The organism is Candidatus Dechloromonas phosphoritropha (assembly GCA_016722705.1).
Classification (GTDB): Bacteria; Pseudomonadota; Gammaproteobacteria; order Burkholderiales; family Rhodocyclaceae; genus Azonexus; species Azonexus phosphoritrophus.
Window position 1 is genome coordinate 555,325 of the sequence record JADKGN010000004.1, and the last position, 24,861, is coordinate 580,185.

At 58.9% G+C, this 24,861-nt stretch carries 24 protein-coding genes; 9 read left to right on the forward strand and 15 right to left on the reverse strand.

Translation table 11 applies throughout. The features are described 5' to 3' along the window. Nucleotides 1-29 precede the first annotated feature (29 nt). The 9 genes from IPP03_08240 to IPP03_08280 all read right to left on the reverse strand — a co-directional run bounded on the left by IPP03_08240 (nt 30) and on the right by IPP03_08280 (nt 6,479). On the reverse strand, nt 30-278 hold the full coding sequence (locus IPP03_08240; protein MBL0352635.1) for a hypothetical protein: 249 nt from the start codon (nt 276-278) through the stop codon (nt 30-32). After that, nucleotides 278-1,195, reverse strand: coding sequence for a homocysteine S-methyltransferase family protein (locus tag IPP03_08245; GenBank protein MBL0352636.1), 918 nt, complete (start codon nt 1,193-1,195; stop codon nt 278-280). The genes IPP03_08240 and IPP03_08245 overlap by 1 nt, the downstream gene beginning before the upstream one ends. Before the next feature lie 292 nt (nt 1,196-1,487). Beyond that, nucleotides 1,488-1,688 (reverse strand): hypothetical protein, encoded by a 201-nt coding sequence (locus tag IPP03_08250; GenBank protein MBL0352637.1) that lies wholly within the window; start codon nt 1,686-1,688, stop codon nt 1,488-1,490. Further along, complete coding sequence (locus tag IPP03_08255) at nt 1,689-1,922, reverse strand: transposase (GenBank protein MBL0352638.1); 234 nt, start codon at nt 1,920-1,922, stop codon at nt 1,689-1,691. After that, nucleotides 1,912-2,676, reverse strand: coding sequence for a transposase zinc-binding domain-containing protein (locus tag IPP03_08260; GenBank protein MBL0352639.1), 765 nt, complete (start codon nt 2,674-2,676; stop codon nt 1,912-1,914). Before IPP03_08260 ends, IPP03_08255 begins: the two co-directional genes overlap by 11 nt. A 219-nt stretch (nt 2,677-2,895) precedes the next feature. Continuing rightward, nucleotides 2,896-3,393 (reverse strand): TPM domain-containing protein, encoded by a 498-nt coding sequence (locus IPP03_08265; GenBank protein MBL0352640.1) that lies wholly within the window; start codon nt 3,391-3,393, stop codon nt 2,896-2,898. Beyond that, complete coding sequence (locus tag IPP03_08270; GenBank protein ID MBL0352641.1) at nt 3,393-4,265, reverse strand: TPM domain-containing protein; 873 nt, start codon at nt 4,263-4,265, stop codon at nt 3,393-3,395. Before IPP03_08270 ends, IPP03_08265 begins: the two co-directional genes overlap by 1 nt. Before the next feature lie 9 nt (nt 4,266-4,274). Continuing rightward, a complete protein-coding gene (locus IPP03_08275) occupies nt 4,275-4,889 on the reverse strand; it encodes a LemA family protein (GenBank protein ID MBL0352642.1) in 615 nt (204 codons plus the stop codon). A 234-nt stretch (nt 4,890-5,123) separates the two neighbouring features. Beyond that, a complete protein-coding gene (locus tag IPP03_08280; GenBank protein MBL0352643.1) occupies nt 5,124-6,479 on the reverse strand; it encodes an IS1182 family transposase in 1,356 nt (451 codons plus the stop codon). Nucleotides 6,480-6,983: 504 nt separating this feature from the next. On the opposite strand from IPP03_08280, the gene IPP03_08285 reads away from it, so the two are divergent. Then, entirely contained in the window at nt 6,984-8,516 is a 1,533-nt protein-coding gene (locus tag IPP03_08285; GenBank protein MBL0352644.1) for a MarR family transcriptional regulator, read from the forward strand. Nucleotides 8,517-8,555: 39 nt separating this feature from the next. On the opposite strand, the gene IPP03_08290 is transcribed toward IPP03_08285, so the two are convergent. Together IPP03_08290 and IPP03_08295 are read right to left on the reverse strand one after the other, a co-directional pair. Further along, the gene (locus tag IPP03_08290) at nt 8,556-8,999 is read right to left on the reverse strand and encodes an IS630 family transposase (protein ID MBL0352645.1); all 444 of its coding nucleotides are present in this window, start codon (nt 8,997-8,999) and stop codon (nt 8,556-8,558) included. Nucleotides 9,000-9,485: 486 nt separating this feature from the next. Beyond that, nucleotides 9,486-9,758, reverse strand: a complete 273-nt coding sequence (locus IPP03_08295; protein MBL0352646.1) for a hypothetical protein — start codon at nt 9,756-9,758, stop codon at nt 9,486-9,488. A gap of 264 nt (nt 9,759-10,022) precedes the next feature. Here IPP03_08295 and IPP03_08300 point away from each other — a divergent pair, with 264 nt between their 5' ends. From IPP03_08300 to IPP03_08330, 7 genes are all read left to right on the forward strand, one after another. After that, nucleotides 10,023-10,319, forward strand: a complete 297-nt coding sequence (locus tag IPP03_08300) for an IS30 family transposase (protein ID MBL0352647.1) — start codon at nt 10,023-10,025, stop codon at nt 10,317-10,319. 86 nt (nt 10,320-10,405) lie between these two features. Further along, nucleotides 10,406-11,587, forward strand: coding sequence for an efflux RND transporter periplasmic adaptor subunit (locus tag IPP03_08305; GenBank protein MBL0352648.1), 1,182 nt, complete (start codon nt 10,406-10,408; stop codon nt 11,585-11,587). A gap of 10 nt (nt 11,588-11,597) precedes the next feature. Then, complete coding sequence (locus IPP03_08310; protein MBL0352649.1) at nt 11,598-14,678, forward strand: efflux RND transporter permease subunit; 3,081 nt, start codon at nt 11,598-11,600, stop codon at nt 14,676-14,678. Between the two features lie 77 nt (nt 14,679-14,755). Continuing rightward, on the forward strand, nt 14,756-15,895 hold the full coding sequence (locus tag IPP03_08315; protein MBL0352650.1) for an IS630 family transposase: 1,140 nt from the start codon (nt 14,756-14,758) through the stop codon (nt 15,893-15,895). A 319-nt stretch (nt 15,896-16,214) separates the two neighbouring features. Next, a complete protein-coding gene (gene sdhC / locus IPP03_08320) occupies nt 16,215-16,601 on the forward strand; it encodes a succinate dehydrogenase, cytochrome b556 subunit (GenBank protein MBL0352651.1) in 387 nt (128 codons plus the stop codon). Next, nucleotides 16,598-16,930, forward strand: a complete 333-nt coding sequence (gene sdhD, locus IPP03_08325; GenBank protein MBL0352652.1) for a succinate dehydrogenase, hydrophobic membrane anchor protein — start codon at nt 16,598-16,600, stop codon at nt 16,928-16,930. Before sdhC ends, sdhD begins: the two co-directional genes overlap by 4 nt. 7 nt (nt 16,931-16,937) lie before the next feature. Beyond that, nucleotides 16,938-17,633 (forward strand): succinate dehydrogenase iron-sulfur subunit, encoded by a 696-nt coding sequence (locus IPP03_08330; protein MBL0352653.1) that lies wholly within the window; start codon nt 16,938-16,940, stop codon nt 17,631-17,633. A gap of 139 nt (nt 17,634-17,772) precedes the next feature. Here the strand turns inward: IPP03_08330 and IPP03_08335 are convergent, their stop codons facing one another. Further along, nucleotides 17,773-19,635, reverse strand: a complete 1,863-nt coding sequence (locus tag IPP03_08335; protein ID MBL0352654.1) for a potassium transporter Kup — start codon at nt 19,633-19,635, stop codon at nt 17,773-17,775. 214 nt (nt 19,636-19,849) lie between these two features. On the opposite strand from IPP03_08335, the gene IPP03_08340 reads away from it, so the two are divergent. Further along, nucleotides 19,850-21,508 (forward strand): hypothetical protein, encoded by a 1,659-nt coding sequence (locus IPP03_08340; GenBank protein ID MBL0352655.1) that lies wholly within the window; start codon nt 19,850-19,852, stop codon nt 21,506-21,508. 155 nt (nt 21,509-21,663) lie between these two features. Here the strand turns inward: IPP03_08340 and IPP03_08345 are convergent, their stop codons facing one another. Genes IPP03_08345 through IPP03_08355 form a run of 3 tightly spaced genes read right to left on the reverse strand, consistent with a single transcriptional unit; the run spans nt 21,664 to nt 24,788 of the window. Continuing rightward, nucleotides 21,664-22,947, reverse strand: a complete 1,284-nt coding sequence (locus IPP03_08345; GenBank protein ID MBL0352656.1) for a TRAP transporter large permease subunit — start codon at nt 22,945-22,947, stop codon at nt 21,664-21,666. Further along, nucleotides 22,944-23,723, reverse strand: a complete 780-nt coding sequence (locus IPP03_08350; GenBank protein ID MBL0352657.1) for a TRAP transporter small permease — start codon at nt 23,721-23,723, stop codon at nt 22,944-22,946. The genes IPP03_08345 and IPP03_08350 overlap by 4 nt, the downstream gene beginning before the upstream one ends. A 60-nt stretch (nt 23,724-23,783) precedes the next feature. Next, complete coding sequence (locus IPP03_08355) at nt 23,784-24,788, reverse strand: TRAP transporter substrate-binding protein (protein ID MBL0352658.1); 1,005 nt, start codon at nt 24,786-24,788, stop codon at nt 23,784-23,786. Between the last annotated feature and the right edge of the window lie 73 nt (nt 24,789-24,861).

Genomic DNA, 24,861 nt, shown 5'->3' on the forward strand with positions numbered 1-24,861 from the left:
GGCCAATTAGATTGCTGCCTAGGCAGTTACTAACCCGGCAGACATAGATGAACACCCCTCGACTGCTTTACCAGGCAGCGACTTATCGTGCCGAAAACAGCACCGGCTATCTGGTCAACAAGCTGACGCAAGTTGTCGCCCGCGAGATCGATCGCCGCCTGGAAGCGAAAGCGTTGATTCGCCGCATCCGTTGTGCCGACGGGCGCCGGATCGTCCATCTCGAACTGACCAAAGCCGGCAAACAGGTCGCCGCCGAGGTATCGAAAATTCTCGCCCATTACGCCAACCAGGTGCTGGCCGGCTTGAGCAAGCTTTGCATGTGGGAGAGCGTGGTGCCGCAGCAGCCGCCGAGGATGGGAACCTGGTGCCGGGTGTGGAGTTCGAGCATCGACCGGGCCCAATCGTCGATCGGATCGGCTTCGGTGACGGCCGAGCCGTCGAGCCGGGTCACGTCTTTCGAGGATGCGTTGGCCTGGATGCCAATCAGGCGGTCGAGGCTGCCGACGGGGTAGGCATCGATGATGAACCGCGGATGGGTGCAGTTGACGAAGTAGCCCTCCGGCTGCCTTGAGAGCTGCCGGTCGAGGAATTCCATCGCCTCGGGCAGCGGAGTGCCATCGAGGATCCTGCCATCGGGTCCGGTGCAAAAACTGATCAGGTAGGGCTTGGCGGTGGTGCTCAGGGCGCGGGCGATGCCGAGCGCCTCGCCAACGGCAGGGAGGGTTTGGGCGAGCAGGAAATCGGCCGCGGTGGCGGCCAGCGCGGCGATTTGCGGCGAGTGGAAGTGCTCTGCGGCGACGGCATCCGGTGCCAGATCCGGGCGGTAGCAGTCGCTCCGGGGGCCGATGAGGGCGCCCACCAGCACGGGGGTGGGCGGGTGGCGGTCACGAAGGTCCAGGAGGTAGGCAACGGCGTCGGCGTTGATGGACGCGGGAACTCCGGCGGCGGCGACCCGGGTGGCATCCAGCCGCCAGGTCGGCGCGGTGAGCAGCAGCGGCATCCCGGCGCTTGCGGCGGTTTGCAAATACTCGACGTAGAGGGCGGTCATTTCCCGCTTCGCGGCGTCCGGGCCATAGATCAGCGGGCTGTTGAAGAGGGTCGGGTGCAGCGTAATTCCGGGCCGGCGGCGCAAGCGTTCGGCGATTGCGCATTCGGCCAGAATCAGCGGGTGGGCGGCGAGAAGGTGGGCGAACATGAGCGCTCAGAGATAAACCGGGATGGTAGAAGTGTCCAACGAAAACGGGCCTTCCTGAATCCGGAGATCGACCCGGCCGGCGGGGAATCGGGGCGGAGCCGAGGCGTCAAGAAAGCCAGAATCGAAAGGATAAAGGATAGGAAATTCAAGGCCACTTTCGCAGTATGTATTGCGTTTCAGTCATGGTCAATCTTGAAAGTAGTGCTGAAGGAGCCTGAAAAACCCGCCCCGGCATGCCCGTTGTCGATGCCTGTGGCCACCTGGGTGGCGGACGTTTACCGCGCAGGTGGCCTCAGGCTCGAGTCGCCCCGACGAGCGAGTCTGTTCGACTTGTCCCCTGCCACGCGATGCGCTGGTCGAACTCGTAACGCCAGGGGATTTGCTTCGTGGAATAATCCATTTCTGGCTGGGCTTGTGGGTCAATTTCGCCAGGTTCGCTGCCCAGCATCTTCCACAGCGGCGGCAGAATCAGCGCCGCCAGACGATCGAGCAATTACATCGGTGTTAGCATCAGGCTGATGCTGACACCCAGACCGGGCTTCACGCTCCCATAGACCAGGTGCTCGGGATCAGTTTCGCGAAGCCGCTCCAGCGCGAAGGCCGGACGCGCACAGTAGTGCAGCAGCCGTTCCAGACCATCGCGCTCGCGCACGTCGATGCGCACCTCGGCATCGACCGAAAACGAACTTTCAGTGCAGGCTAACCTGCGCAGCAGGTTAAGCGGCATCGCCGTGGCTGGAGCTAAAAATGTGCAGTGTGGCGCTGAGAACTGCCAGATCGCATTCCAGGCGATAGTGCAGCCGCTTGGGCACCGAGAACACCCACTGGCGCACCGGCAGGCGCGAGATGACATGGTCGGCCAGATGCGCGGCGGTCTCCGCCATACGGCGGGTGGTGCAGGATGGGTAGACGCCGCGACACTTGCACGAGTAGGCGACCAGGAAGTCGTGCCCGCACTCGGTGTAACGGGCGCGGGTAAAGCCGTGGGCGAGGACGCTGTAGTCGAGGTAGCGGCGGAATTCCCGCTCGATTACCGCGGGCGCAGTTGCTCTGGTGCCATCATCCTGAAGCGCCGGCCAAGTTGCAAGATACGTCTGTACCGTGCGATATAACCAGCGACTTAGCGCATGTTTTATCGCGCTTAGTCGAATGGCTAGTGGTTTCATCGGAGCAGTGTGCGCTCGGGACGACGACGGCGGTAGACGGCGTATCGCCCGCCTCGGTGATCGTGTCGACACCACTTCCACGCCCAAAGAGATAAACATCGCCATCTGTACTACCAAAATACTGCCGCGGCCGTGGCGCTGGCTGTCTTCATCAAGCAGGCCAGCCAGTTGCATGCTCAACGTGCTGGCGTCGCGCGTCTTGCTATTCCAGAATTTACTCCATGCCGCTTTGCCGGCGGCTTGCCAGTCGACCCCGTCATGTTCGAGAAAGTGCTTATCTTCGGAGACGATGATGGCGCGGATCAGTGCCGGCAAAATCTCGGCGCGCCGGCGTCCGTGCTTGCCGCAGCACGGTTTTGTCGAGGCGCAGGCGGTGTATCAGCTGGCCATCGCGCGCCAGCAAAGTTGCTTCGGAAGACACGTAGCTGGCCTTAACCTCGGCAAATCCCGGCAGTGCCAGCGCTGGCAAGGGCAGCAGTAGGCCAGCGATACAAAGATGTGCGGCCAACTGCCGCGCAACAGCAAATCCCGACATCACAGAACCAGCGGCGCGTCTTCCAGTTCGTTCGGATTACCGGGCCGGGCCGGGAAGTGTTGACTGAGCAGCGTTGTCGCCCCGGCGATACCGGCCAGCGCACCTGCCTGGTAGTCTCCGGCAGCAAAGGCTAAGGTCATGCGCCGGCAGAGTGCATCCCACTCGGTTTGTGCAACTTGGGCGGTAATGCCGGTATCGGCGACGATTTCGACTTGTCGCTCAGCGAGGAGGATGTAGAACAGGATGCCGCTGTGTTCTTCGGTATTGCCGATGCCGAGTTGCCTGAATTGTCCTTCAGCCCGCTGTCGTGCCGTCAAGTCACGTCGTAATTGCAGCAACGAGAGGCGGCCTTCGACGACGAAACGGATTTCGCCTCGATGTTGTTCTTCCGATTCGCCAATGGCGCGTTCAATTGCCGCCAGCGTGGCCGGGCCGAAATGTTGGCCGACGCGACGAATTGGCATTTTCCAGTGCTTGAGGATACGTTTTAGTGTCATCACCAACTCCCCGACGCGCCGCCGCCACCGCCTGAACCACCGCCACCGCCAAATCCGCCCCCAAATCCGCCGCCTGAGCCTCCCCCACCGGAGCGCCCGCTGTTTAGCAGGCCGCTGAGCAGGAGATCGAGGCCAATCAGGGCAACCACAAAGCCAATGCCGGCGCCGGCCAGAGCGCCGAGCACCGAGCCGGTTAACATCCAGCCGAGGCCGGCGCTCAGGCCACCGACCACACCGGAACCCAGCAGGTTACCGAGAAAGTGACGCAGGATAGCGCCACCCAGCGCCGCGCAAGCCAAGCCGATGATCAGTGCGTTTTCGCCAAAGTTACCCAAACCGCCCAAAGCGTCGCCACCGGCAGGTTTTGCCACTGGCGCATCAGGCAGCGGTTCGCCATCGACCACAGCAACAATCGCCGCGACACCCGCCGTAATGCCGCCCGGCAAATCGCCTGCCTTGAATTTGGGCGCGATCGTTTCGCTAATAATCCGTTTCGCCGTGGCGTCATTCAAGGCGCCTTCCAGGCCGTAACCGACCTCAATACGTAACCGCCGATCGTCCTTGGCGACAATCAGGATCGCGCCATCATCAATGTTCTTGCGACCGATTTTCCAGGTATCGAGCAGGCGAATGCCGAACTGTTCGATGGTTTCCGGCTGGGTAGTGGGTAGAATCAGGACAACGATCTGGCTGCCTTTCTTGGCTTCAAAAGCGGCGAGTTGAGCTTCCAGCTCAGCAATCTGACTGGCCGGCAGGGTGGCGGTGAGATCCGTCACCCGTGCCTTGAGCACCGGGATGGCGATCAGTTCGCCCGCAGCCAGCGCGCCAAGCGCATGCAAGCAGAGTGCGAAAATCGCCAGCAGACGTAGCATCAGAAGCAATTACTTGACAGCAGCCGGGGCCGGGGCGGTGCCGAAATTGATCGCCGGCGGCGTCGAGATGGCTTTTTGATCTTCGACCGTGAAATTGGCCTTAGGCTTCCAGCCCATCACCATCGCCGTCAGGTTGTTCGGGAAGGTGCGTACCGAGACGTTGTATTCCTGAACGGTTTTGATGAAGCGATTGCGCGCCACGGTAATCCGGTTTTCCGTGCCTTCAACCTGTGCCTGCAGTTCGCGGAAATTGGCATCAGCCTTCAATTGCGGATAGTTTTCCGAAACAACCAACAGGCGAGACAGCGCGCCACCGAGATCAGCCTGAGCCCTCTGGAATTTAGCAAAAGCGGCCTCGTCGTTGATTAACTCTGGCGTGGCTTTCATGCCCGCGACGCTGGCACGGGCTTCCGTCACCTTGGTCAAGACCTCCTTCTCATGCGCGGCATAGCCTTGCACGATGGAAACGAGGTTGGGAATCAGGTCAGCCCGACGTTTGTACTGGTTCAAAACCTCGGCCCAGGCAGCGTTGACCGCCTCATCATTGGTTTGCACCTGATTGTAGCCACAGCCGGAAAGTAGGGTGGTGATGAACAGCAGAAAGATCACAAGGCGGGATTTCATCGAGCGGACTCCAGATTGATTGGTAGCGGCTGATATTGGACGATCGCAAAAAAAATGCAAGAGAGATTTCCAGCGCAGCCAGGTTTGGCGTATGGCGATAGCCCGGTACACTAGCAGCCTGTCGGGCTTGAGTTCGACCGATGGCGCGATTTCATAATCCGAGACGAATTGACACCTTTTGGGGCGAAATCGAGTTGTTTTTTCATGGAATCGCAATGCTCCTGTTCTATTTTCTCACTGCGGACGCAATACGGCCATGCGCTTCAAATTCCACGCGAGGCAAACCAGCGTCCATTCGTTCTTGACGTTAGAAGGACCGCGGAGCAGAAACTGGCGCAAGCCCATCACCGACTTGATGATGCCGAACACCGGGTCAACCGTCTGTTTGCGTAGCGCATAGGCGGCACGCCCCGTTCGTGTCTTGAGCGTGTGTTTCATGATCTCGACCGGCGAGGCGTCGCCCGCCAGCAGCAGCGGCTCGGTAAAACGTTCCCGCCAGTCCGGATGGTGCTCGTCGCGCTGGACGGCAATCAGCGGCTCACTGTTGGCGGCGAGACACGCCGCGACGTTCTTCGCGCTGTAATAGCCGGTGTCGGCCAGCCAGGTCTTGGGCTGATTTAGCCCTTCGGGGTTAGCCTGAACTTTCGCCAGCATGGGCTCAACCTGTTCTTTGTCGTTCGTGGCTTGAGTAACATGCGTGGCGAGGATGAGCATCGATTCGGTGTCAACGACCGCCTGCGCGTTATAGCACTGCTCAAAGCCGCCACCAGCCACCTTCATGATCCGCGATTCTTCGTCGGTCAGGTTGATCGGGTCGTTGGCTCGCGGGCCCGGCTCGGGAGGCTCCGGCTCCTTGCCACGGGGCTTCTTGCCCGTCTTTGCTTCCTTGGCCACACGAGCCGACATCTTGGCCTCGTACTCGGCCTGTTCCCCCGCGAACCGCTCCTGGGCTCGCGCTTCGATCTTGACCTTGGCCGCCGCAATCGCGGCCAAGCGATCTTCCCGGCGGGTGATCTCCTCGGGAATGCTGACCCCGTCCGGCACGACCGACTGGTCGGCCGCTGCGGCCAGCGCTAACAGTTCCTGCACTTCGGCCTTCAGATGGGCTTCGATCTTCTCGCAATGCCCGTACGACAAGGCGCTGTGCCGGCTAGCATTGGCGTGAATCTTGGTGCCATCCAGGCTTACCGTGCCAAAGCGCGAGAGTTGGTTCTCTCGGGCCACCTGTAGCACTTGAACAAACGCCGATTCAAATTCCTGGCCAAAGCGCGTCCTGAACGTCGCCAGGGTGTCGTGATCCGGATGCCGGTTGCAGGCAATGTACCGGAACGCCAGCGAGTCGTACGTTGCCCGTTCGATCTTGCGACTGGAGAACGTGCCCGTGGCGTAACCGTAGATCAGCAACGACAGCAGCGTCGCCGGAGGGTAGGCCTCACTGCCTCTGCCCGCATAGGCCCGCTCCAGCGCCGAGAGGTCCAGCCCTTCGACCACATCCACAACGTACCGTGCCAAGTGCGCCTTGGGTAACCAATCCTGCACCGAAGGTGGGAGTAGGTAGTCCGTATCTCGATCTATCGGTTGAAAGGCCATTACCGTGCCCGTTGAAATAGTGGATATGATTATATCATATTTCTGGTGAAGTCCGACAGGCTGCTAGTGTGTGTTGACAATCAATCCGATGAATGACTATGGCATTGATCGGCGAAATCTTCGTTTAGGAGGCGCCGATTAATTCCTTTTTCGCGTCGAACACGCAACGTAATGCGGACAAAGCCTGCGACACAGACGCGATCATCGAGCATCCTGCTGCGAATGAGATTCAAGCGGCCATCCTAAAGCGGATCCCTGAGTCAAGACAATAATGGCCTTGGTTTAATTCCGTTTCTAATTCGTTAATGCATTAACTATCCACGGCCAGTGTACGATTGAGCGGACACGCTGGTGCTCTGATTCAAGGGTTTTGAGGCTCGATTCGAGTTGATCTTCAAGTGCATCGATGCTATCGAAGGCAAGGTTGTGGAAGAACTTCTCGCGCAGTTCATCCTAAGCCGGACGAGCCGGAACCAAACAGGTATTACGATAGAAGCCTGACGAATGACCGAGGAGGCGATCATGTTGGCGATGGCTCTGGCGGAACGATACGCGACGAACATGCATGGCGTGCTTTCGTGCTTTGACCGGATCATTATCACCGGCACGCTGCCTGGTGCGTGCTACGCGGCAGGAATGACGAGTTATTTGTACACGCACGGAATTCGGGTATTCGACTACCCGCGATTTGCCGAGCCGCTGCGAGATCGCATTCGTGAGCGTGCGCAGGAGGTGTGTCTGGCGGCGGGTATTGAAATCGCGCACGTCAGCAAAAGCCATATTCGCAAGGAAGAGTTGGTCGCGCGAGTGCTCGCCGGTCGCGGCGACGCACCGGGTTTGGTGCATGTGCTCTCGGCCATGGAAGCCTGTCCGAGCTACAAACCGTGGCATGACAAAGGCAGTGGCAAGACTTACCTGCGCCCCGATCAAGGCAAGTGCCTGCACTACTACTTCTATTTCATCGACGAGGAACTGGGGTTGTGCTACCTGCGTGTGCCGACGTGGGCACCGTTCGGGTTGCAGTTCTACTGTAATGGTCACAGCGCTCTGGCAAGAACTCTGACGCGAGAAAGGATCGACTTCCTCCAGCAGGACAACGCCTTCCTGCGTGTCGCCGACATCGCGCAGGCGCAGGCGCTGGCGGATGCGTTCAGTCCCGACGTACTTCACCCGCGACTGGATCGCTATGCGCAGTGGTTGTGCCCAGTGCTTGACGTCTTTGGATCCTCGTATCACTGGAGCCTGCGCCAAGTCGAATACTCCACCGACCTGATGTTTCGCAGTGAGCAGATATTGGTTCCACTGTATGACGCCATTTCGCGCCAAGCGGTCTTGGCCGCCAACGCAGAACGCGTCTCCAGCTTTCTGGGCAAGAAGGTCACGCCACAACTGGCCCAGGAGATCGGTTCCCGGTTGTCCACCCGTATCGAGGGGCGCTGCATCAAGCACACCATGGGCGCCGCTGGCGTCAAGGTGTATGACAAATTCTCCCGCGTACTGCGGGTCGAAACGACCGTCAATGACGTGAGTTTCTTCAAACACCACCGCAAGGTGGAACACAAGGACAGGCACGCCACCCGAGAATTGGCGCCCCTGAAGAAGACAATCTATAGCCTGATCGACCTGCGCGACATCCTGCTCGGCTGCAACCAACGTTACCTGGCGTTCCTCTCCAGCCTCGATGACCCCAGTGCCGGCGAGCGTGACTTGGAGCGATTGAGCATGCCACGGTTGGGGGCGGCTCCCGGTGTCAAAGGGGTGAACTTCTTTGATCCTGCCGAGAAAGCCTTGCTGCAAACCATGCAACGCGGCGAGTTCAACATTCACGGTTGGCGTCGTGCCGATCTTCTCAGCTATCTGAAGCTCACTCCGTCCGCCATGTCGCGCCAACTTGCCCGACTGCGTACGCTCGGCTTGATCAAGAAAGTCACTCATACCTATCGCTACTACCTCACTCGATTGGGGCGTTCAGTCGTCGCTGCGGCCTGCTCATTGACCCGCTTCAACATAGTGCCAACCATGGCTTGCGCATCCTGAATTCTTCTCATGATTTGTGATGATTGAACTGGTTAGTGACTAGAGATGCTCGACCGGGTTGAGTTCAGGGGCATAGGGAGGCAACGGTAGCAGGTGTATGTTTTCGGGTGTTCTGAGTGCTTGGCTGGCATGCCAGCCCGCACCGTCAAGGACCATGACGATCCGATCCATCGGATGGCGTGCCGCCACTTCGTCGAGGAATAGCTGCATGCACGGCGTATTGACGTGCGGCAAGATCAGCGAGTCAAGCTCGCCCGTATCCACATCGACGGCCGCGTAGGCGTAGGTGTATTGGTGGGTGAGCATGGCCCGGCACAACGGTCGAATGGGTTGGGGCGCCCAGGCACGACGCACATCGTTGATGCGCCCGAAGCGCGCTTCGTCCTGAAACATCAGACGGATCGGGGTTCCTTGAGCGAAATCTCTCCGGAGTTCGCCAAGGGTGTCGGGGAGTTTTTTTCCACGCCTCCTGCGCGGTCGGATCACTTTGCGGATGTCGCTTGTCTGGCGCCAGCTTGCGCCAACCGTTGCGATGCAGCACGTTGTAGGCGGAGGACAGCGCCATCGGGCGTCCCAGCGCTTTCTCCAGGGCCGGCTTGATCTGACTGACGACCAATATACCGCCCTTGGCCGCTTGGTCGAAAAAGGGTTTCAACAGTTCGGCTTCTTGCGCTCGGGTGAAATTCTCCCGGTGGCGTCCGCCTCGTGCAGGTTCCGATTCACCGCCTACCCGATGTCCAGCCAGAAACGCGTTGCGTAATCGTGAGGCCCAACTGAGCGAAACGCCGATCACCGCGGCGGTCTGCTCAAGATTCAAACCGTAGCACAACGGCAGAACAACCGCTTGGGCCTGGCGCAGTTGTTCCACACTCTTGGCTTCTTTGACAATCTTCAGCGCCTCCGCTACCGACCCCTCTCCCTTGAACGGCCTTCCCATGCCACACCTCAGATCTCATTGAGATGCACTTATTATTGCTTAATTGGTGTGGAAATTGAATAAGCTGTACATTCGACTTCGCATACAGCTGGACGGCGCTGCCCCGTTTTTGACTTTGGTGTTGCTTCTGATCTTGTTTCTGCGGTGGAGGAATCCCCTGTGGAGCGTAGCGGAACAGGGGTGCCCTCCACCGCGCGCGGAAACTTATCGACGATCATGGCACCGCCACCGATCGCGGTTTGATGCACGACATCGGGCGTTTTGTCACCCAGATACTGGTGCGGACGCTCGCCGTTGTCCCCCAAGGAGATTTCCTGCGGGGCATGCTCCTCGTCAATCAGACCGCTGAGCAGAAGGTCGCTCTCATCAGACCAAGCTTGGGCTTACGTTGAGCATCGATTGTGGCGCGTGAGACGCCAGCCAGAACGCATTGCTGGACGAGTGCCACGGCATCATTGCGATCGATCCAGTCTTGTCGGGTCACGCAAGGCTGATCCCGGACTTTTTTTGAGCTAGTCGAGTTCCATCTTCAACTTGCCGATCTCGCTGTAGAGCAGCTCTGGCTCGCGGTGCGTGGCAAGGAGTTTGCCCAGCATCAGCGAATTGCCGAGCAACTCCAGGCTGATTGCTACTTCGCCCACCCCTCTGCTTCTTGGGAACGCGGGGCCAACGAGAATATGAACGGCCTCATTCGGCAGTTCTTCCCCAAGAAAATGAGCTTTGATGGCATCTCCGAAAAAAATATCGGACTTGCCAGGCTCCGTCTCAATCACCGACCTCGAAAATGCCTTGACCACAATACACCTCACGACCTCTTCATGAGTCAGCTACACTCCCGTCATTACCCTGTTGCACTTCAGAGTTGAATCCACCGAGTGCTATTGTATTCGTCAGCATTACTAGTGAATTTAGATTTGAAAATGCCTCTTCATTCCTCTCTTGGTGCCGCAACATGACTAAGTCGAAGGCTCTGCTGGCAGGAATCGCCCTGGCGGCCGTGATCGGTGCCGGTTACTGGTATCAGGCCGCGCGTAGTAGCGGCTCCGCTGGAACAGCAAAGACGCTCCCACGGGTACCGGTTACGGTAGCCGAGGCGGTCACTGCCGATATTCCCGTACTGCTGGAAGTTGTAGGGCGGGCTGAAGCCTATGAAAGCGTCACCGTCAAATCACGGCTGGACGGTCAGGTGGCTAGCGTGATGTACACCGAGGGCCAGCACGTAAAACAGGGAGATGTGTTGGTCAAACTTGATCCAGGTGATTTTGACGCCCGCTTGCAGCAAGCCAGCGCCAATCTGGCCAAGGATGAGGCCCAGCTGGCCAAAGCGCACGCCGATGTCGGGCGCTACGTTACCTTGAAAGCCCGTGGATTTGTTTCCGATGAAAAGGTTAGCGATGTAAGAACGGCAGAGGCTGCTGCACTGGCGACCGTCAAGGCAGACAAGGCCGCCCTTGAACTGGCGCGCCTGCAGCTCACTTACGCCACCTTGCGCGCTCCATTTGCCGGCGTGGTTGGCGCACGCCTTGTTTTCCCCGGAACGGCGGTGAAGGTCAATGACACGGCGTTGGTGGTAATCAATCGTGTACAGCCGCTCTACGTGACGTTTTCAGTGCCAGAAAAATATCTTCCGCGCTTGCAGGCTGCGCTGGAGCGCGGCCAGTTGACAGCGGTGGTGACCATTCCTGGAAACAAGGAGCAACCCTTCGAGGCGAACGTCAGGTTTATCGACAACGCGGTCGATACCACCACGGGTACGATCCAGATGAAAGCAGTGCTTGAAAATCGGGAAAAAAAGCTGACACCGGGGCAATTTCTGAATGTCACGATGCGCCTCGATACCCTCACCGATGCGGTCGTGGTGCCAACTGAAGCAGTACAGCAAGGCTCGGACGGTAACTTTCTGTATGTCGTCAAACAGGATGAGACAGTGGAACCCCGAAAAATCCAGATTGCAACAACTTCTGGCAATTTGGCCGCGATAGCGAAGGGCGTTGCCGCTGGTGAAACCATCGTGACGGACGGTCAACTCAGACTGGCGCCGGGGGCTAGCGTCCAAATCAAGTCATCGGGCCCAGGCGACACCAAGATGGGTGATTCTGCGCCATCGCCGGCCGTTGCCCAATCCCGAAACTGAAAAGCACAGCATGAATCTGTCTGAGCTTTGTATTCGCCGTCCGGTAATGACCACGCTGCTGATGGCAGCGTTCCTCATTTTCGGCATCATTGGCTACCGTTCCCTGCCCGTAGCTGAACTGCCCAGCGTCGACTTTCCGACGATTGCCGTAACGGCGAATTTGCCGGGGGCATCTCCGGAAACCATGGCAGCCGCTGTGGCAACCCCCCTTGAGGGGCAGTTCTCGACCATTGCAGGTCTCGATTCGATGACCTCAACCAGTGCCCAAGGCTCAACTTCAATCACACTTCAGTTTTCCCTGGATCGCAACATCGATGCGGCAGCCCAGGATGTGCAGTCTGCCATTTCCGCCGCCCTGCGCAAACTGCCGCCGAACATGCCAGCACCACCTTCGTTTCGCAAAGTAAACCCCGCTGACTCGCCAATTTTTTACATCGCCATGTCGTCGACAACACTGCCGTTGTCGTTGGTAAACGAGTACGCCGAAACCCAACTTGCCCAGCGCTTATCAACCATTCCCGGGGTGGCTCAGGTACAGGTTTACGGTTCCCAGAAATTCGCGGTGCGGGTCCAGGTCAACCCGGATCAGCTGGCAAGCCGCGGCATTGGCATCGACGAACTGCAACAGGCGCTTGGGCAGAGCAACGTCAATCAACCGGTCGGCCAACTCGATGGTAACCGTCAAACCTTTGCCATCAAGGATGGCGGCCAACTTGCCAATGCGGCTGCCTACCGCCCGCTTATCGTAAGTTGGAAGAATGGCGCCCCGGTGCGCCTGGAGGAAGTCGCGACACCCATCGACAGCGTTGAAAACAACAAGATTGCCAGTTGGAACGTGGATAAGCGCGCCATTGTTTTGGCCATCCAGCGCCAACCCGGCGCCAACACCATCGAAACGGTCGATGCCATCAAGCGGATCCTTCCGTCCTTCCAGGCCAAGCTGCCGGCAGCGATCGAAATGAAAGTGTTGTTCGACCGCAGCCTCTCCATCCGCGAAGCCATCAATGACGTCCAATTCACCCTGATTCTTGCTGGATTCCTGGTAATCCTTGTGATCTTGCTCTTTCTGCGGAACCTTTCGGCAACGCTCATTCCGGCGTTGGCGTTACCGATTTCGGTCGTCGGAACCTTTGCCGCAATGTCGGTGTTCGGTTATAGCCTTGACAACCTTTCCCTGCTGGCCTTGACCTTGTCCGTCGGCTTTGTGGTGGATGACGCCATAGTCATGCTGGAAAACATTGTGCGCCATGTTGAAGAGGGGGAGCCTCCATTTCAGGCTGCGATCAAAGGTTCAAGGGAAATTGGATTTACTATCATTTCAATGACCATTTCCCTGACTGCGGTTTTTATTCCCGTACTCTTCATGAGCGGAATAGTTGGCCGGCTCCTGCATGAATTTGCAGTGACCATCTGTGCCGCCATTCTGGTTTCCGGATTCGTTTCACTGACGCTCACGCCGATGCTGTGCAGTCGCTACATCAAACATGCGGAGCCAGAATCTCACGGCCCGGTATTCCTAATGTTCGAGCGCTTCTTTACTGCTTTGACGGCGGCTTATGAACGTACGCTCGGCATGGCCATGGGGCATCCAAGAGCGATATTGGCCAGTTTTTTTGCCACTCTGTTGCTAACCGGGTTTCTCTTTACGCAAGTGCCCAAGGATTTTATCCCGAGCGGGGATTCAGGCCAGATCATCGCCTTCACCGAGGGAGCGCAGGACGTTTCCTTCGCCTCAATGGTTCAGCATCAACGAGCCATCGCCGGGATTGTGGCGCAGGATCCGGATATTGCCTCGTTTATGTCGTCTGTCGGCGCAGGTGGTATCCGGCCAACCGCCAACACCGGCACGGTATTCATGATCCTCAAGCCGCGCAGTGAACGCAATTCCTCTCCGGACGAAATCATTCAGCGCTTGCGGCCAAAGCTGGCTGCCGTGCCTGGCATCAAGTCGTATATGCAGAATCCCCCGGTCATTCGAATAGGTGGCCAGATCACGGCGGCGCAGTATCAATATACCTTGCAGGATACCGATCTGAATGAACTGTACCAATGGACGGCTACCTTGACCGAGCGCATCCGCCAACTGCCAGGCTTCGTCGATGTGACCAACAATCTCAACAACCTCAGTCCGGTGGTTGCCCTCGATATTGACCGCGACAAGCTGGCAACCCTGGGTCTTACTTATGGCCAGGTAGAGGATGCCCTCCAGAGCGCGTTCAGTGCACGGCAGATCTCCACCATCTACGGTTCGACCAATCAATATCAGGTCATTCTCGAAGTTGCGCCGGAGTTTCAGAACAGGCCGGAAACTTTGTCACATCTCTATGTCCGCAGTAACAGCGGCAAACTCATACCGCTCGATACGATCTCCCACTTTAGCCGCAAGACACAGGCGCTGACGGTAAACCATCAGGGCCAATTACCATCGGTCACCATATCCTTCAATTTGTTACCAGGCGTATCCCTTGGAGATGCAGTGGACAAGATCAAGAAGCTGGAGCAGGAAGTAAGTGTGCCGGTCTCTCTCAACACCAGCCTGCAGGGAACCGCGCAAGCATTCCAATCCTCGCTACAGGGCCTTGGCATGCTTTTGATGGTGGCCGTTCTCGTGGTTTATCTGGTTCTCGGCATCCTCTACGAAAGTTTTATCCACCCCCTGACCATCCTTTCCGGGTTGCCCGCCGCCGGTCTGGGTGCACTACTGACGCTGCTTATATTCCGCGTCGACCTGAGCCTCTACGCTTTCGTCGGCATCATCATGCTGATCGGCATCGTCAAGAAAAATGCCATTATGATGATCGACTTCGCCTTGGCTAGGCAAAGGCAGGATGGGATGGATGCGGCTGAAGCAATCGTCAAGGCCTGTCTGATACGTTTCAGGCCAATCATGATGACCACCATGGCGGCGTTGGTAGGAACGCTTCCCATCGCGCTCGGCCTTGGTGCCGGCGCGGAGGTCAGACGACCCCTTGGCTTGGCGGTGGTGGGGGGGCTAGTTGTCTCCCAATTTCTCACGCTCTATTTGACCCCGGTTGTGTACCTATATCTGGAACGCTTTTCGACGGATTCCGGTGACGGCTCCATACTCTAGTAGTACGTTCCATTAATATATTTACAAACGTGCCTTTAATTGCCATGATTGTCTTAGCATTTGACGTGGAGGTGATCATGGGACGGACAAGCGGGCGAGCAGCACTGTTGCTGACAGACGAGCAGAGGTCCAGGTTGTCTGAATTGGCGGCGTCGCGAACGGCGCCGTTGCGCGAAGTGGAGCGTGCCGGCGTGCTGCTCAAATACGCGCAGGGCGTATCGATCACCGAGATTCAGCGGCAGTTGGGCGTCAGCCGGCCGATGATCTACAAATGCATCGACAAGGCACTTGCGGCGGGCATTCAAGCCGGATTGAAGGATGCCTACCACCGGCCTCACGCCCCGGAGATTACTGAGGAGGCCAAGGCTTGGGTGGTCAGCGTAGCGTGCACCAAACCAAGGGAGTTTGGACTGGCTGCGGAGTTGTGGAGCATCTCGGCGCTGGCCCGCCATGTGGCCGAACAGGCAGCGGCATCGGGCTTCCCACGGCTTGCCGGTGCGGGCAAGAGCACGGTCTGGCGGATTCTTGATGCAAACCAACTCAAACCCCACAAGATCACCTACTACCTGGAGAAACGGGATCCCGACTTCGACCGGAAGATGCATGAGGTGCTGATGGTCCACCGGGACGTTTCCCTCTACACCGAAGGCGCCGTTCATGATGGACGGCCGAACCCGATTTACACGGTCAGTGTCGATGAAAAGCCCGGCGTTCAAGCGATTGGCTTGACGGCGCCTGACCGGCCACCGGTTCCCGGCAAAGCGCCGACGGTGAGTCGGGATTACGAGTACGTCCGCCATGGAACCGTATCGATCCTGGCCGGCATCGACTTGCACGCCGGCCATGTGTTTGCCCAAGTCGAAGACCGGCACCGCAGCTGCGAATTCATCGGTTTGCTCCGTTCAATCGATGCGTACTACCCGCCGGAGGCCATTATCCGTGTCGTCCTCGACAATCACTCGGCCCACATCTCGAAAGAGACGATGGCTTACTTGGCGACGCGACCCGGACGTTTCGAGTATGTTCATACACCCAAGCATGGTTCTTGGCTCAACTTGATCAAATGCGCTTTCTCGAAAATGGCCCGGACCTTCCTCCGCCATATCCGCGTCGCCTCGATTCATGAACTCAAAGCGCGCATCCTGAAAGGTATCGATGAAATGAACGCCACCCCAGTTGTCTTTCGCTGGAAGAAATTCGACCTCGAAATCGCATAATACGTAATTATATTGATGGAACGATATACTAGATGTTTAGTCCAACGGCGTGCTGGTGTAATCTATGACTAGCTGCGAAGAGATGGTAATGGCATAATGGACGAAACGGTGCGCATCGCGTTGCTTGTCGATCGTCATGGCGTTACTTCGGCTGCCGGGTGGGTCAGGCGCACAAAGGGAATCTACCGCTCGAGCGTTCTGAGTCGCACACGCTTCGCAAGTTCGCACGAATACCAACGGTGCATTATCGAGTCATATCAGAGCCTCAAACGTTGGCTGGCACTGAATGAGGCACCCGACGTCCGGCAAGGAAGCAAACATGAGTTCAACCAAAGCTCGCCGCCCCGTTTACCTGAACCTGTTCCGGATTCGCTTCCCGGTAGGTGCCATTGCGTCGATCGGGCACCGTGTCGCCGGAGTCGTCCTGGCGGTGTTGCTGCCCTTCCTGGTCGCCGTCTTCGAGCGCAGCCTGAATAGCGAAGCGGCGTTTCACCGGATTGCGGAGATATTGCATGGTCCGCTTGGCATCGTGACCGGGCTGATTGTGTGTTGGGCCCTGATACATCATGTTCTGGCTGGAATCCGACACCTGCTCATGGACGTGGACATTGGGTCGTCCCTACCCGTCGCGCGCAAAACCGCGTTGATGGTGCTGATCGGGGGCGGTCTGGCCGTACTGCTAATGCTCTGGAGCTTACTGAAATGAGACTGCTCGGGGGACAGCGTCCTTGGGTCATCCAACGCCTGACAGCGCTCTATCTGTTACTTTTTCTTGCCGCATCTGTAGCCTATGTCGCACTTGGCAATCCGCTAACTTTCACTGCCTGGCGGGCACTGGTGGCCCAACCCGTGGTCAAGGTGGGCTTCTTCCTAATGTTTTCATCAATTTTCCTGCATGCCTGGATTGGCTTGCGCGATGTTCTGCTTGATTATGTGCATCCACTGCCATTACGGATGCTGCTCTTGGCAAGCATTGCCGCGGGCCTGATCGCGCTCGAAGCATGGGTGGTGATCATTCTAGCGGGAGCGAGGTAGACATTCCATGCGCTTTTCCATCTACCGGTACGATCCGGATTCAGGCAACAAGCCGGCAATGCAGGATTATGAAATGGAGCCGGAGCATAGTGACAAGATGCTGCTCGATGCCCTGATTCGCCTCAAATCCATCGACGACAGCCTGTCCTTTCGCCGCTCCTGCAGGGAAGGTGTGTGCGGCTCTGATGCAATGAACATCAATGGTCGCAATGGCCTCGCCTGCATTACGCCGCTAGCCGGGCTGAAGGAACCCGTATTACTGAGACCATTGCCCGGGTTTCCGGTAATTCGTGACCTGATCGTTGATATGACGCAGTTCTTCGCTCACTACAATTCGGTCAAGCCCTACCTCATCAACGATGAACCGCTGCCCGAACGCGAACGCCTGCAGTCTCCGGACCAGCGCGCTGAACTGGATGGCCTGTGGGAGTGCATTCTGTGCGCTTGCTGCAGCGGTTTCTGCCCCTCTTACTGGTGGAATCCGGACAAATTTCTCGGGCCCGCCGCGCTGCTTCAGGGTTACCGATTCATCGTCGACAGCCGGGATACCGCAACAGACGAACGTCTGGAATTTCTCGACGATGTTTATCGTCTGTATCGTTGCCGTTCGATTATGAACTGCACCGAGGTCTGCCCAAAGGGACTGAGTCCATCACATGCTATCGAAAAAATTCGGATCAAATTGCTCAAGCATTCGCTTTGAGAGCCTGTGGTATCTGCGTCATGAAGGCCAAAAATGGTCTTAAAAGTGAGCGATATCACATTTTTTCAGCGTTGGAGCCAGATAGTTTTATCAAAAATCCCACCTCACAATATTTTGCGGTGAATTGATCAGCGGCTCCCTAGAGGACCAGTTGCGTCCCCAGTTCGACGACGCGGTTGGTCGGGATCTTGAAGAAGTCGGTGGCGCTAGTTGCGTTCTTGGACATCAGCGCGAACAGGCGGGCCCGCCACGGTGCGATATCGCGCCCCGGAATGCGCGGAATGACGGTTTCGCGGGAGACGTAGAAGGTCGTTTCCATCATGTCGAAGGTCTCGCCGAAGCGGCTGCATTGCTCCAGCGCGGCGGGAATGTCGGGGTCCTCCATGAAGCCGTAGCGGACGATGACGCGAATGAAGCCCGCGTCAAGCCGGTGCAGGTAGATACGATCGAGATCGTTGACGTGGGGGCTGTTGGCCGTCTGGACGGTCAGCAGCACGACGCGCCCGTGGAGCACCTGATTGTGCTTGAGGTTGTGCAGCAGCGCGGACGGCACGCCTTCCTTGGCGCTGGTCATGAAGATCGCCGTGCCATGAATGCGATGAACGTCGCTGATGGTGCCGATGAAGTCGGCGAGCGGAAAGTTCTGCTTGGCCATTTCGTCGAGCAGCAGGCGCCGGCCGCGCCGCCAGGTGGTGAGCACGGTGAAGGAGACGAGAGCCATGGCGACCGGGAACCAGCCGCCTTCGGGAATCTTGATGGCATTTGCGGCGAAGAACGCGATATCGACCAACAGCAGTGAGCCGGCGACCAGTGCGACGAGCATCAGGCTCCAGCGCCACAGCAGGACCATGACGAAGGCGACGAGAATGGTATCGATCAGCATCGTTCCGGTGACCGCAATACCGTAAGCCGCAGCCAGGTTGGACGAGTTCTGGAAGCCGACGACGAGGGCGACGACCGCCAGATAGAGCGTCCAGTTGGTGAACGGCACGTAAATCTGGCCCTCTTCCCGGCCCGAGGTGTGGATGATCTGCATGCGTGGCAGCAGGCCCATCTGCACGGCCTGGCGCGCGACGGAAAAGGCGCCGGAGATCACCGCCTGCGAGGCGATCACCGTTGCCACCGTGGCCAGCACCACCATCGGGATCATCGCCCAGGAGGGCCCAAGGTGAAAAAAGGGACTCGCGATGGCCTCCGGTTCGTTGAGCAGAAGGGCGCCCTGGCCGAAATAGTTGAGGACCAGCGTCGGCATCACGAAGCCGAACCAGGCAAGGCGAATCGGCGGCCGGCCGAAGTGGCCCATGTCGGTGTACAGGGCTTCGCCGCCAGTCACCGCGAGGACGACCGAACCCAGGGCGAGGAAGGATAGCCCGGGATGGGCAATGACGAAGCCGATGGCGTAAAGCGGACTGAGCGCGACGAGGACGCTCGGGTATTGCACGATTTCAATCACCCCGAGAACGCCGAGGATCGCGAACCAGCAGACCATGACCGGGCCAAAAAGCATGCCGACGGCGCCGGTGCCGTGCTTCTGGATGAAAAACAGACCGCTGAGGATCACCAGCGTGATCGGAATCACGTACGGCTTGAGGTCCGGGGTAATGATCTCGAGGCCTTCGACGGCCGAGAGCACGGAAATCGCCGGGGTGATCATGCTGTCGCCAAAGAAGAGCGCGGCCGCAAAGATGCCAAGCAGCGAGATGATCCAGGTCAGGCGCGGGCTTCTGGCCTTCTCGATAATCAGCGAGAGCAGTGCGAGCGATCCGCCCTCGCCCCGGTTGTCGGCGCGCATGATGATGAGCACGTACTTGATCGTCACCAGGATCATGATCGCCCAGAACACCAGCGACAGGACGCCAAGGATGTTGTCCGGCGTGACCGGGATCGGATGGTGGCCGCTGAAGATTTCCTTCAGGGCATACAGCGGGCTGGTGCCGATATCGCCGAAAACAACACCGATCGCGGCAACGGCGAGCACCGGGACGGATTGACGAGCGTGCATGATATTCCCCTGAGCGTTTTTGTGGCGTCGATGCCACCCTCGCGGGGGATTCCCGTCTTCCAGGCCACATCCAGCGGCGGATAGTGTACTCTCTTCGCCTGAGCGTTGGGAGGTTGATCACGCCCGATGGCCCGTAAAAAAAATGACGCCACAACGAAGGAGCTTGACGACGTCGCGGCCCGGAGTGCGGGCTACCAACCGAAGGAGGATGGTTATGGCGGTTCCGGAAGAAATCGGCGACGGCGCCCGCGTGCGCCTGTTCCACGCCAACCTGGTGTGGCCGCTGCAACTCGAAGCGCTGGCCACCGCGGGCGCCGGCGGGCGGCACTGGGAAATTTTCGAGGCGGGCCGGGAAACCCATGCCTGGCGCCGCGTCGATGACGAATTCACGGCCGATCCCGATCAGTTCCGGGAGCGCCATTACCGCGAGTTCGTCTCCTTCCTGCCTTATGTCCAGTGCTTTCTTTACGGCGAAGGCCGCGCCCGCAAATCCAATCCTGACGACCCGCCCGGCAACTCGCCGGTACACGTCTTCCGGCGGACCGACATCGACCGCTTGCGTCTGACGCTGCGCCGGGGCGCGACACCGGTTGAACTGCGTGTCGTTCATGTCGACCTCTATTTCTTCCAGGACCTCGACGTCGTCCAGCTCAACGTCGAGGTACGTGGCGACGATCTGCCGCTCGCCACCGTCCGCGACATCCTGTTCCGTTTCGGCCGCGCCTATCCTTCAGGCTGGGACGAGCATGGCGAGGGGTTGAACAATGCCCACGTTTCGGAATGGCTGGACGTCGACGGGCGGGTCGTCGCCCGTTCCGACCCCGGGCGCCGCGAAAAATATCTCGCCTTCGTCTGCGAACACCGGAGCCCCTGCGTTTCCGAGCACTGGGCCTGCCTGCTGCGCCCGCTGGCCCTCGCCCACTCAGACGAAACGGGAGAACTGCGCTACCGCTTGCTCGAGTATCACCGCATGCCGCTCATGGCGTTTCTCGCGATCGACGAACCGCGCCGCCTGCGCCGCGAGGACTGGGTGCGCATCGGGCTGGCGACGACGCTGCATCCCGACGAGCCGTTGCCGGTCAACGAGCCGGGGGTCGTCGAATTCGAGCAGCGCTACTGCCAGGACCGCTTCTGGAACGACAACGAAGCCGGCCCGAACACGCGCTTCGTGTGCACCGGCAACTCGCTGACCGTGGTCGGCGACGCCGCCGTGGCCTTCACAACCGATCCCGAGCGCGGCGTGCTCGGGCAGTTCCGGCATCAGTACTTCCTGGTCTTCCTGATCGCCCACCTGCACCGGGCTGCCCTGATCGCCTTTTCCGAAATTCTCGCCGATGCGGTCAACGATCTCGACATCCGCGACGACGAATCGGTGCGCCGCTTCAAACGGCGGATTCGCGCCAACTTCGAGACCTTCCTGCGCTTCACGCACCGCTACTGGTTCCAGTTGCTGTCGGAACGCGCGCATGTGCAGGCCGTTTTCCGCCTGTGCGCCAATCATTTGCGCAACGACGAGCTGTACGACGAGGTGCGCGAAGAAATCCGCGAAATGAGCCAGTATCTCGACAGCGACTCGCAGCGTCGGCAGTCGAATACCGTCGTGCGCCTGACCGTGATCACAATCCTCGGCCTGATCGCCACCGTGATGACCGGCTATTTCGGCATGAACATCATTCCGTTTGGCGACGGGTCCGTGGAGGAACGCATCGTGCACGTCGCGATCGCCGCCGTGGTATTCACCGCCCTGGTGCTGTTCGCCGTCGCCCGCTCGAAGCCGCTGTCGGACTTCCTCGAGGACCTCGCCGACGAGCGACTGAGCATAACCGGGAAATTGCGCGCGCTGTGGGCGGCCTTGTCGGGAAACGGGCGCTGATACCAACGAGGACCGGTTCGCATTGATGGAAACCGGTCACGGGCGCGCAAGTAACCCGCACACGGAGGATGCGGATCTCGAGCCAGCGCTCGGGGACAACGCGAAAAAACGGCCCCGGACTCCATCGGGGGCCGCTTCGTATTCCGCGTTCCTGGCTAGAGCATGCCCAACTGCTGCGGCAGCCACAGCGACAGGGTCGGCCAGTAGGTGACGATCATCAGGAAGCCGAGCATCGACAGCAGCCACGGCCAGACGGCGACCGTCAGCTCGGTAATGCCCATCTTGGTGATGCCCGACGCCACATAGAGGTTAAGGCCGACCGGCGGATGGCACATGCCGACCTCCATGTTCACGACCATCAGGATGCCGAAATGCACTGGATGGATGCCGAGTGCCATAGCCACCGGGAACATGATCGGCGCGAAGATCAGGACGATCGACGACGGTTCCATGAAGTTGCCGGCAAGCAGCAGGATGACGTTGACCGCAAGCAGGAAGGTAATCATCCCCAGCCCGTTGCCGAGCATCCAGTCGGCCAGCGCCTGCGGGATGTTCTCGTTGGTCATGATGAACGAGAAGAGCACGGCGTTGGTGATGATGTAGAGCAGCATCGCCGACATGTTGGCCGAATTGAGCAGCACCTTCGGCACGTCCTTCATGCCGAGGTCCTTGTAGATGAAAACGGCGCAAATAAAGGCGTAGACCGCAGACATCGCCGCCGCCTCGGTCGGCGTAAAGATGCCGGTGTAGATACCGCCCATGACGACGATGATCAGCAGCAGGCCCCAGACCGACTTGCGGAAGGCTTGCCAACGTTCACCCCAGCTCGCTTTCGGTTGCCGCGGATAGTCGAACTTCCGAGCGCGGTACCAGGTGACGCCACCGAGCACGCAGGCCAGCGCCATGCCGGGCAGGACGCCGGCCATGAACAGGGCACCGACCGAAGTGTTGGTCGCCACCGAGTACATGACCATGACGATCGACGGCGGGATCAGGATGCCGAGCGCGCCGGAAGTGGTAATGATGCCGGCCCCGAAGGTCTTCGGGAAGCCGGCCTTGACCATCGCCGGCAGCAGGATCGAGCCGATCGCGACGACGGTCGCCGGGCTAGACCCGGATACCGCCGCGAACAGTGCGCAGGCCAGCACGCCGCCGAGGCCGAGACCGCCGTACCAGTGGCCGACCATGGCGGTGGCGAAATTGATCATCCTTTTCGCCACCCCGCCATGGGTCAGGAAGTTGCCGGCGAGAATGAAGAACGGAATGGCCATGATCTCGAACTTCTCGATACCGGTGAACAGCTTGAGCGCGACCGATTCGAGCGGCACGTGGGTCATCGTGAACAGGAAGGTCAGCACCGTCAGGCCGAGCGAAATCGAGATCGGCATGCCAGTCAGCATGAGGACGGCCAGCAGGCCGAAAATCACCAGGGCGTTCATTGCGCATCCCCCCGGTCATCGGCCTTGCGGCGTTGATCGTGGCGTCGCTCCGGTTCGGCTGGTCCGGCGTCCGCCTGGCGGCGGTCTTCGCCGCTGCGGCGGTCGCCGACCATCGGGTTCTTGAGGTCATGCATGTGCAGGTTGTCATCCATGCCGTAGTAATCGACGCCGGCCGGTGGCACTTCCTCTTCCAGGCCATCGACATGGCCGTGATCGTGGTGCGGCAGTTCGCCGGTGCGGATGAAGGAAACGCAAACTTGCAGGAAACGGAAGCACATCAGCGAGGAACCAAACGGAATGGCGCAGTAGACGATCCAGGTCGGCCATTCGAGGTCGGGCGTGGTCGGGCCTTCGTAAAGGCCTTCGCCGGCGATTCCGAGGAAATTGAAGATGGCGTAATGGGCGCCGTTCTCCCAGACAAAATTGGCGCCGAGCGTGCCAACGGTGCCGGTGAACAGCGCTCCGGCGAGCAGGCCGAAGACGATGAATTTGCTGCGCATCCTTTCGTCGAGGCGATTGATCAACACGTCAACGCCGACGTGGATGCCGGTGCGCACGCCGTAGGCCGCGCCAAACTTGGCCATCCAGACGAACATGATAATGCACAGTTCCTGCGCCCAGCCGAAATCGAGCGACAGCAGCCAGTCCTGCAGCACCGGAACGTTGACTCCGGCCATGTAGCGGTGGGCAACCGATGCGAAAATTATCAAGGTGGCCGCCCCCATCAGGAAGGTCACCAGCAATTCTTCTAAGTGATTGAGCGCCTTGTTGATCATTACGACTCCCCCGGCGTGTGACCGGAGGCCGCGGCCCCCGGGTTTGATCAGATCAGCGGATTACAGGGAATTCGGATTGAAACCGGTTTCCTTGTAGACACTCTCGATGATTTCCTTGCCGATGCGCGACTCCATCTGCTTATGCACCGGCACCAGCACCTTCTTGAATGCCATGCGCTCTTCCTTGGTCGGCGTATAGACTTCGGTCTTGCCGCTCGCCTTGACCGAGGCCAGATCCTTGTCGTTCTGCTCCTTGGCGATCTTGTTGGCAAAAATGGTGGCGTCCTTCATTGCAATTTCAAGCTGGCCGCGAACATCGGCCGGCAGGCCATCCCAGAACTTCTTGTTGACGATGACGGCGTAACCCAGATAGCCATGATCGGTCAAACTCAGGTGCTTCTGAACCTCGAACATCTTCTGGGTATAGAGATTGGAAATCGGGTTCTCGGTGCCGTCGACCACGCCGGTCTGCAGCGCCTGATAAACCTCGGAGAACGCCATCACCTGCGGCAGCGAGCCGAGGGCGCGCATCTGCGCCTCGAGCACCTTGGACGATTGAATGCGCATCTTCTTGCCCTTGAGATCGGCCGGCAACTTGATCGGCGAATTCAGCGAGAAGGACTTGAAGCCATTGTCCCAGTAAGCCAGGCCGCGAATGCCCTTGGGTTCCAGCTTGGCCAGCAGTTGCTGGCCGACCGGGCCCTGCGTGACCTTGTGCAGTTCGGTGTAGCCGTCAAAGATGTAGGGCAGGTCGAAGACCTCGAATTCCTTGACACCGAGCGGGCCGAATTTGGCCAGTGACGGAGCGAGCATCTGGACAGCGCCAAGCTGCAAGGCTTCCATTTCTTCCTTGTCCTTGTACAGCGTCGAGTTGGCGTAAACCTCGACCTTGACCTTGCCCTTGGTCAGCTCATCCACCTTTTTGGCGAAATAATTGGCGGCCATTCCCTTGGGGGTTTCCTGAGCGACGACGTGACTGAACTTGATGACGATCGGCTCGGCGGCAAGAACAGAGGCCGACAGCACGCAGGTCATCAGGCCAAACAATAGTGAAGACATCTTCATGACGGTTTTCTCCTCCAGATTATGAATTTCAGCCAAAACAGGGGCCAGCAGCCGTAGAGTATTACGAAAGGCG

What these genes read in the sequence shown, in the direction of transcription:
- IPP03_08240 (MBL0352635.1), bottom strand. Translation starts at nt 278, where the DNA reads ATGGGCGAGAATTTTCGATACCTCGGCGGCGACCTGTTTGCCGGCTTT.
- IPP03_08245 (MBL0352636.1), bottom strand. Translation starts at nt 1,195, where the DNA reads ATGTTCGCCCACCTTCTCGCCGCCCACCCGCTGATTCTGGCCGAATGC.
- IPP03_08255 (MBL0352638.1), bottom strand. Translation starts at nt 1,922, where the DNA reads ATGCCGCTTAACCTGCTGCGCAGGTTAGCCTGCACTGAAAGTTCGTTT.
- IPP03_08265 (MBL0352640.1), bottom strand. Translation starts at nt 3,393, where the DNA reads ATGACACTAAAACGTATCCTCAAGCACTGGAAAATGCCAATTCGTCGC.
- IPP03_08270 (MBL0352641.1), bottom strand. Translation starts at nt 4,265, where the DNA reads ATGCTACGTCTGCTGGCGATTTTCGCACTCTGCTTGCATGCGCTTGGC.
- IPP03_08275 (MBL0352642.1), bottom strand. Translation starts at nt 4,889, where the DNA reads ATGAAATCCCGCCTTGTGATCTTTCTGCTGTTCATCACCACCCTACTT.
- IPP03_08280 (MBL0352643.1), bottom strand. Translation starts at nt 6,479, where the DNA reads ATGGCCTTTCAACCGATAGATCGAGATACGGACTACCTACTCCCACCT.
- IPP03_08285 (MBL0352644.1), top strand. Translation starts at nt 6,984, where the DNA reads ATGACCGAGGAGGCGATCATGTTGGCGATGGCTCTGGCGGAACGATAC.
- IPP03_08305 (MBL0352648.1), top strand. Translation starts at nt 10,406, where the DNA reads ATGACTAAGTCGAAGGCTCTGCTGGCAGGAATCGCCCTGGCGGCCGTG.
- IPP03_08310 (MBL0352649.1), top strand. Translation starts at nt 11,598, where the DNA reads ATGAATCTGTCTGAGCTTTGTATTCGCCGTCCGGTAATGACCACGCTG.
- IPP03_08315 (MBL0352650.1), top strand. Translation starts at nt 14,756, where the DNA reads ATGGGACGGACAAGCGGGCGAGCAGCACTGTTGCTGACAGACGAGCAG.
- sdhC (MBL0352651.1), top strand. Translation starts at nt 16,215, where the DNA reads ATGAGTTCAACCAAAGCTCGCCGCCCCGTTTACCTGAACCTGTTCCGG.
- sdhD (MBL0352652.1), top strand. Translation starts at nt 16,598, where the DNA reads ATGAGACTGCTCGGGGGACAGCGTCCTTGGGTCATCCAACGCCTGACA.
- IPP03_08330 (MBL0352653.1), top strand. Translation starts at nt 16,938, where the DNA reads ATGCGCTTTTCCATCTACCGGTACGATCCGGATTCAGGCAACAAGCCG.
- IPP03_08335 (MBL0352654.1), bottom strand. Translation starts at nt 19,635, where the DNA reads ATGCACGCTCGTCAATCCGTCCCGGTGCTCGCCGTTGCCGCGATCGGT.
- IPP03_08340 (MBL0352655.1), top strand. Translation starts at nt 19,850, where the DNA reads ATGGCGGTTCCGGAAGAAATCGGCGACGGCGCCCGCGTGCGCCTGTTC.
- IPP03_08345 (MBL0352656.1), bottom strand. Translation starts at nt 22,947, where the DNA reads ATGAACGCCCTGGTGATTTTCGGCCTGCTGGCCGTCCTCATGCTGACT.
- IPP03_08350 (MBL0352657.1), bottom strand. Translation starts at nt 23,723, where the DNA reads ATGATCAACAAGGCGCTCAATCACTTAGAAGAATTGCTGGTGACCTTC.
- IPP03_08355 (MBL0352658.1), bottom strand. Translation starts at nt 24,788, where the DNA reads ATGAAGATGTCTTCACTATTGTTTGGCCTGATGACCTGCGTGCTGTCG.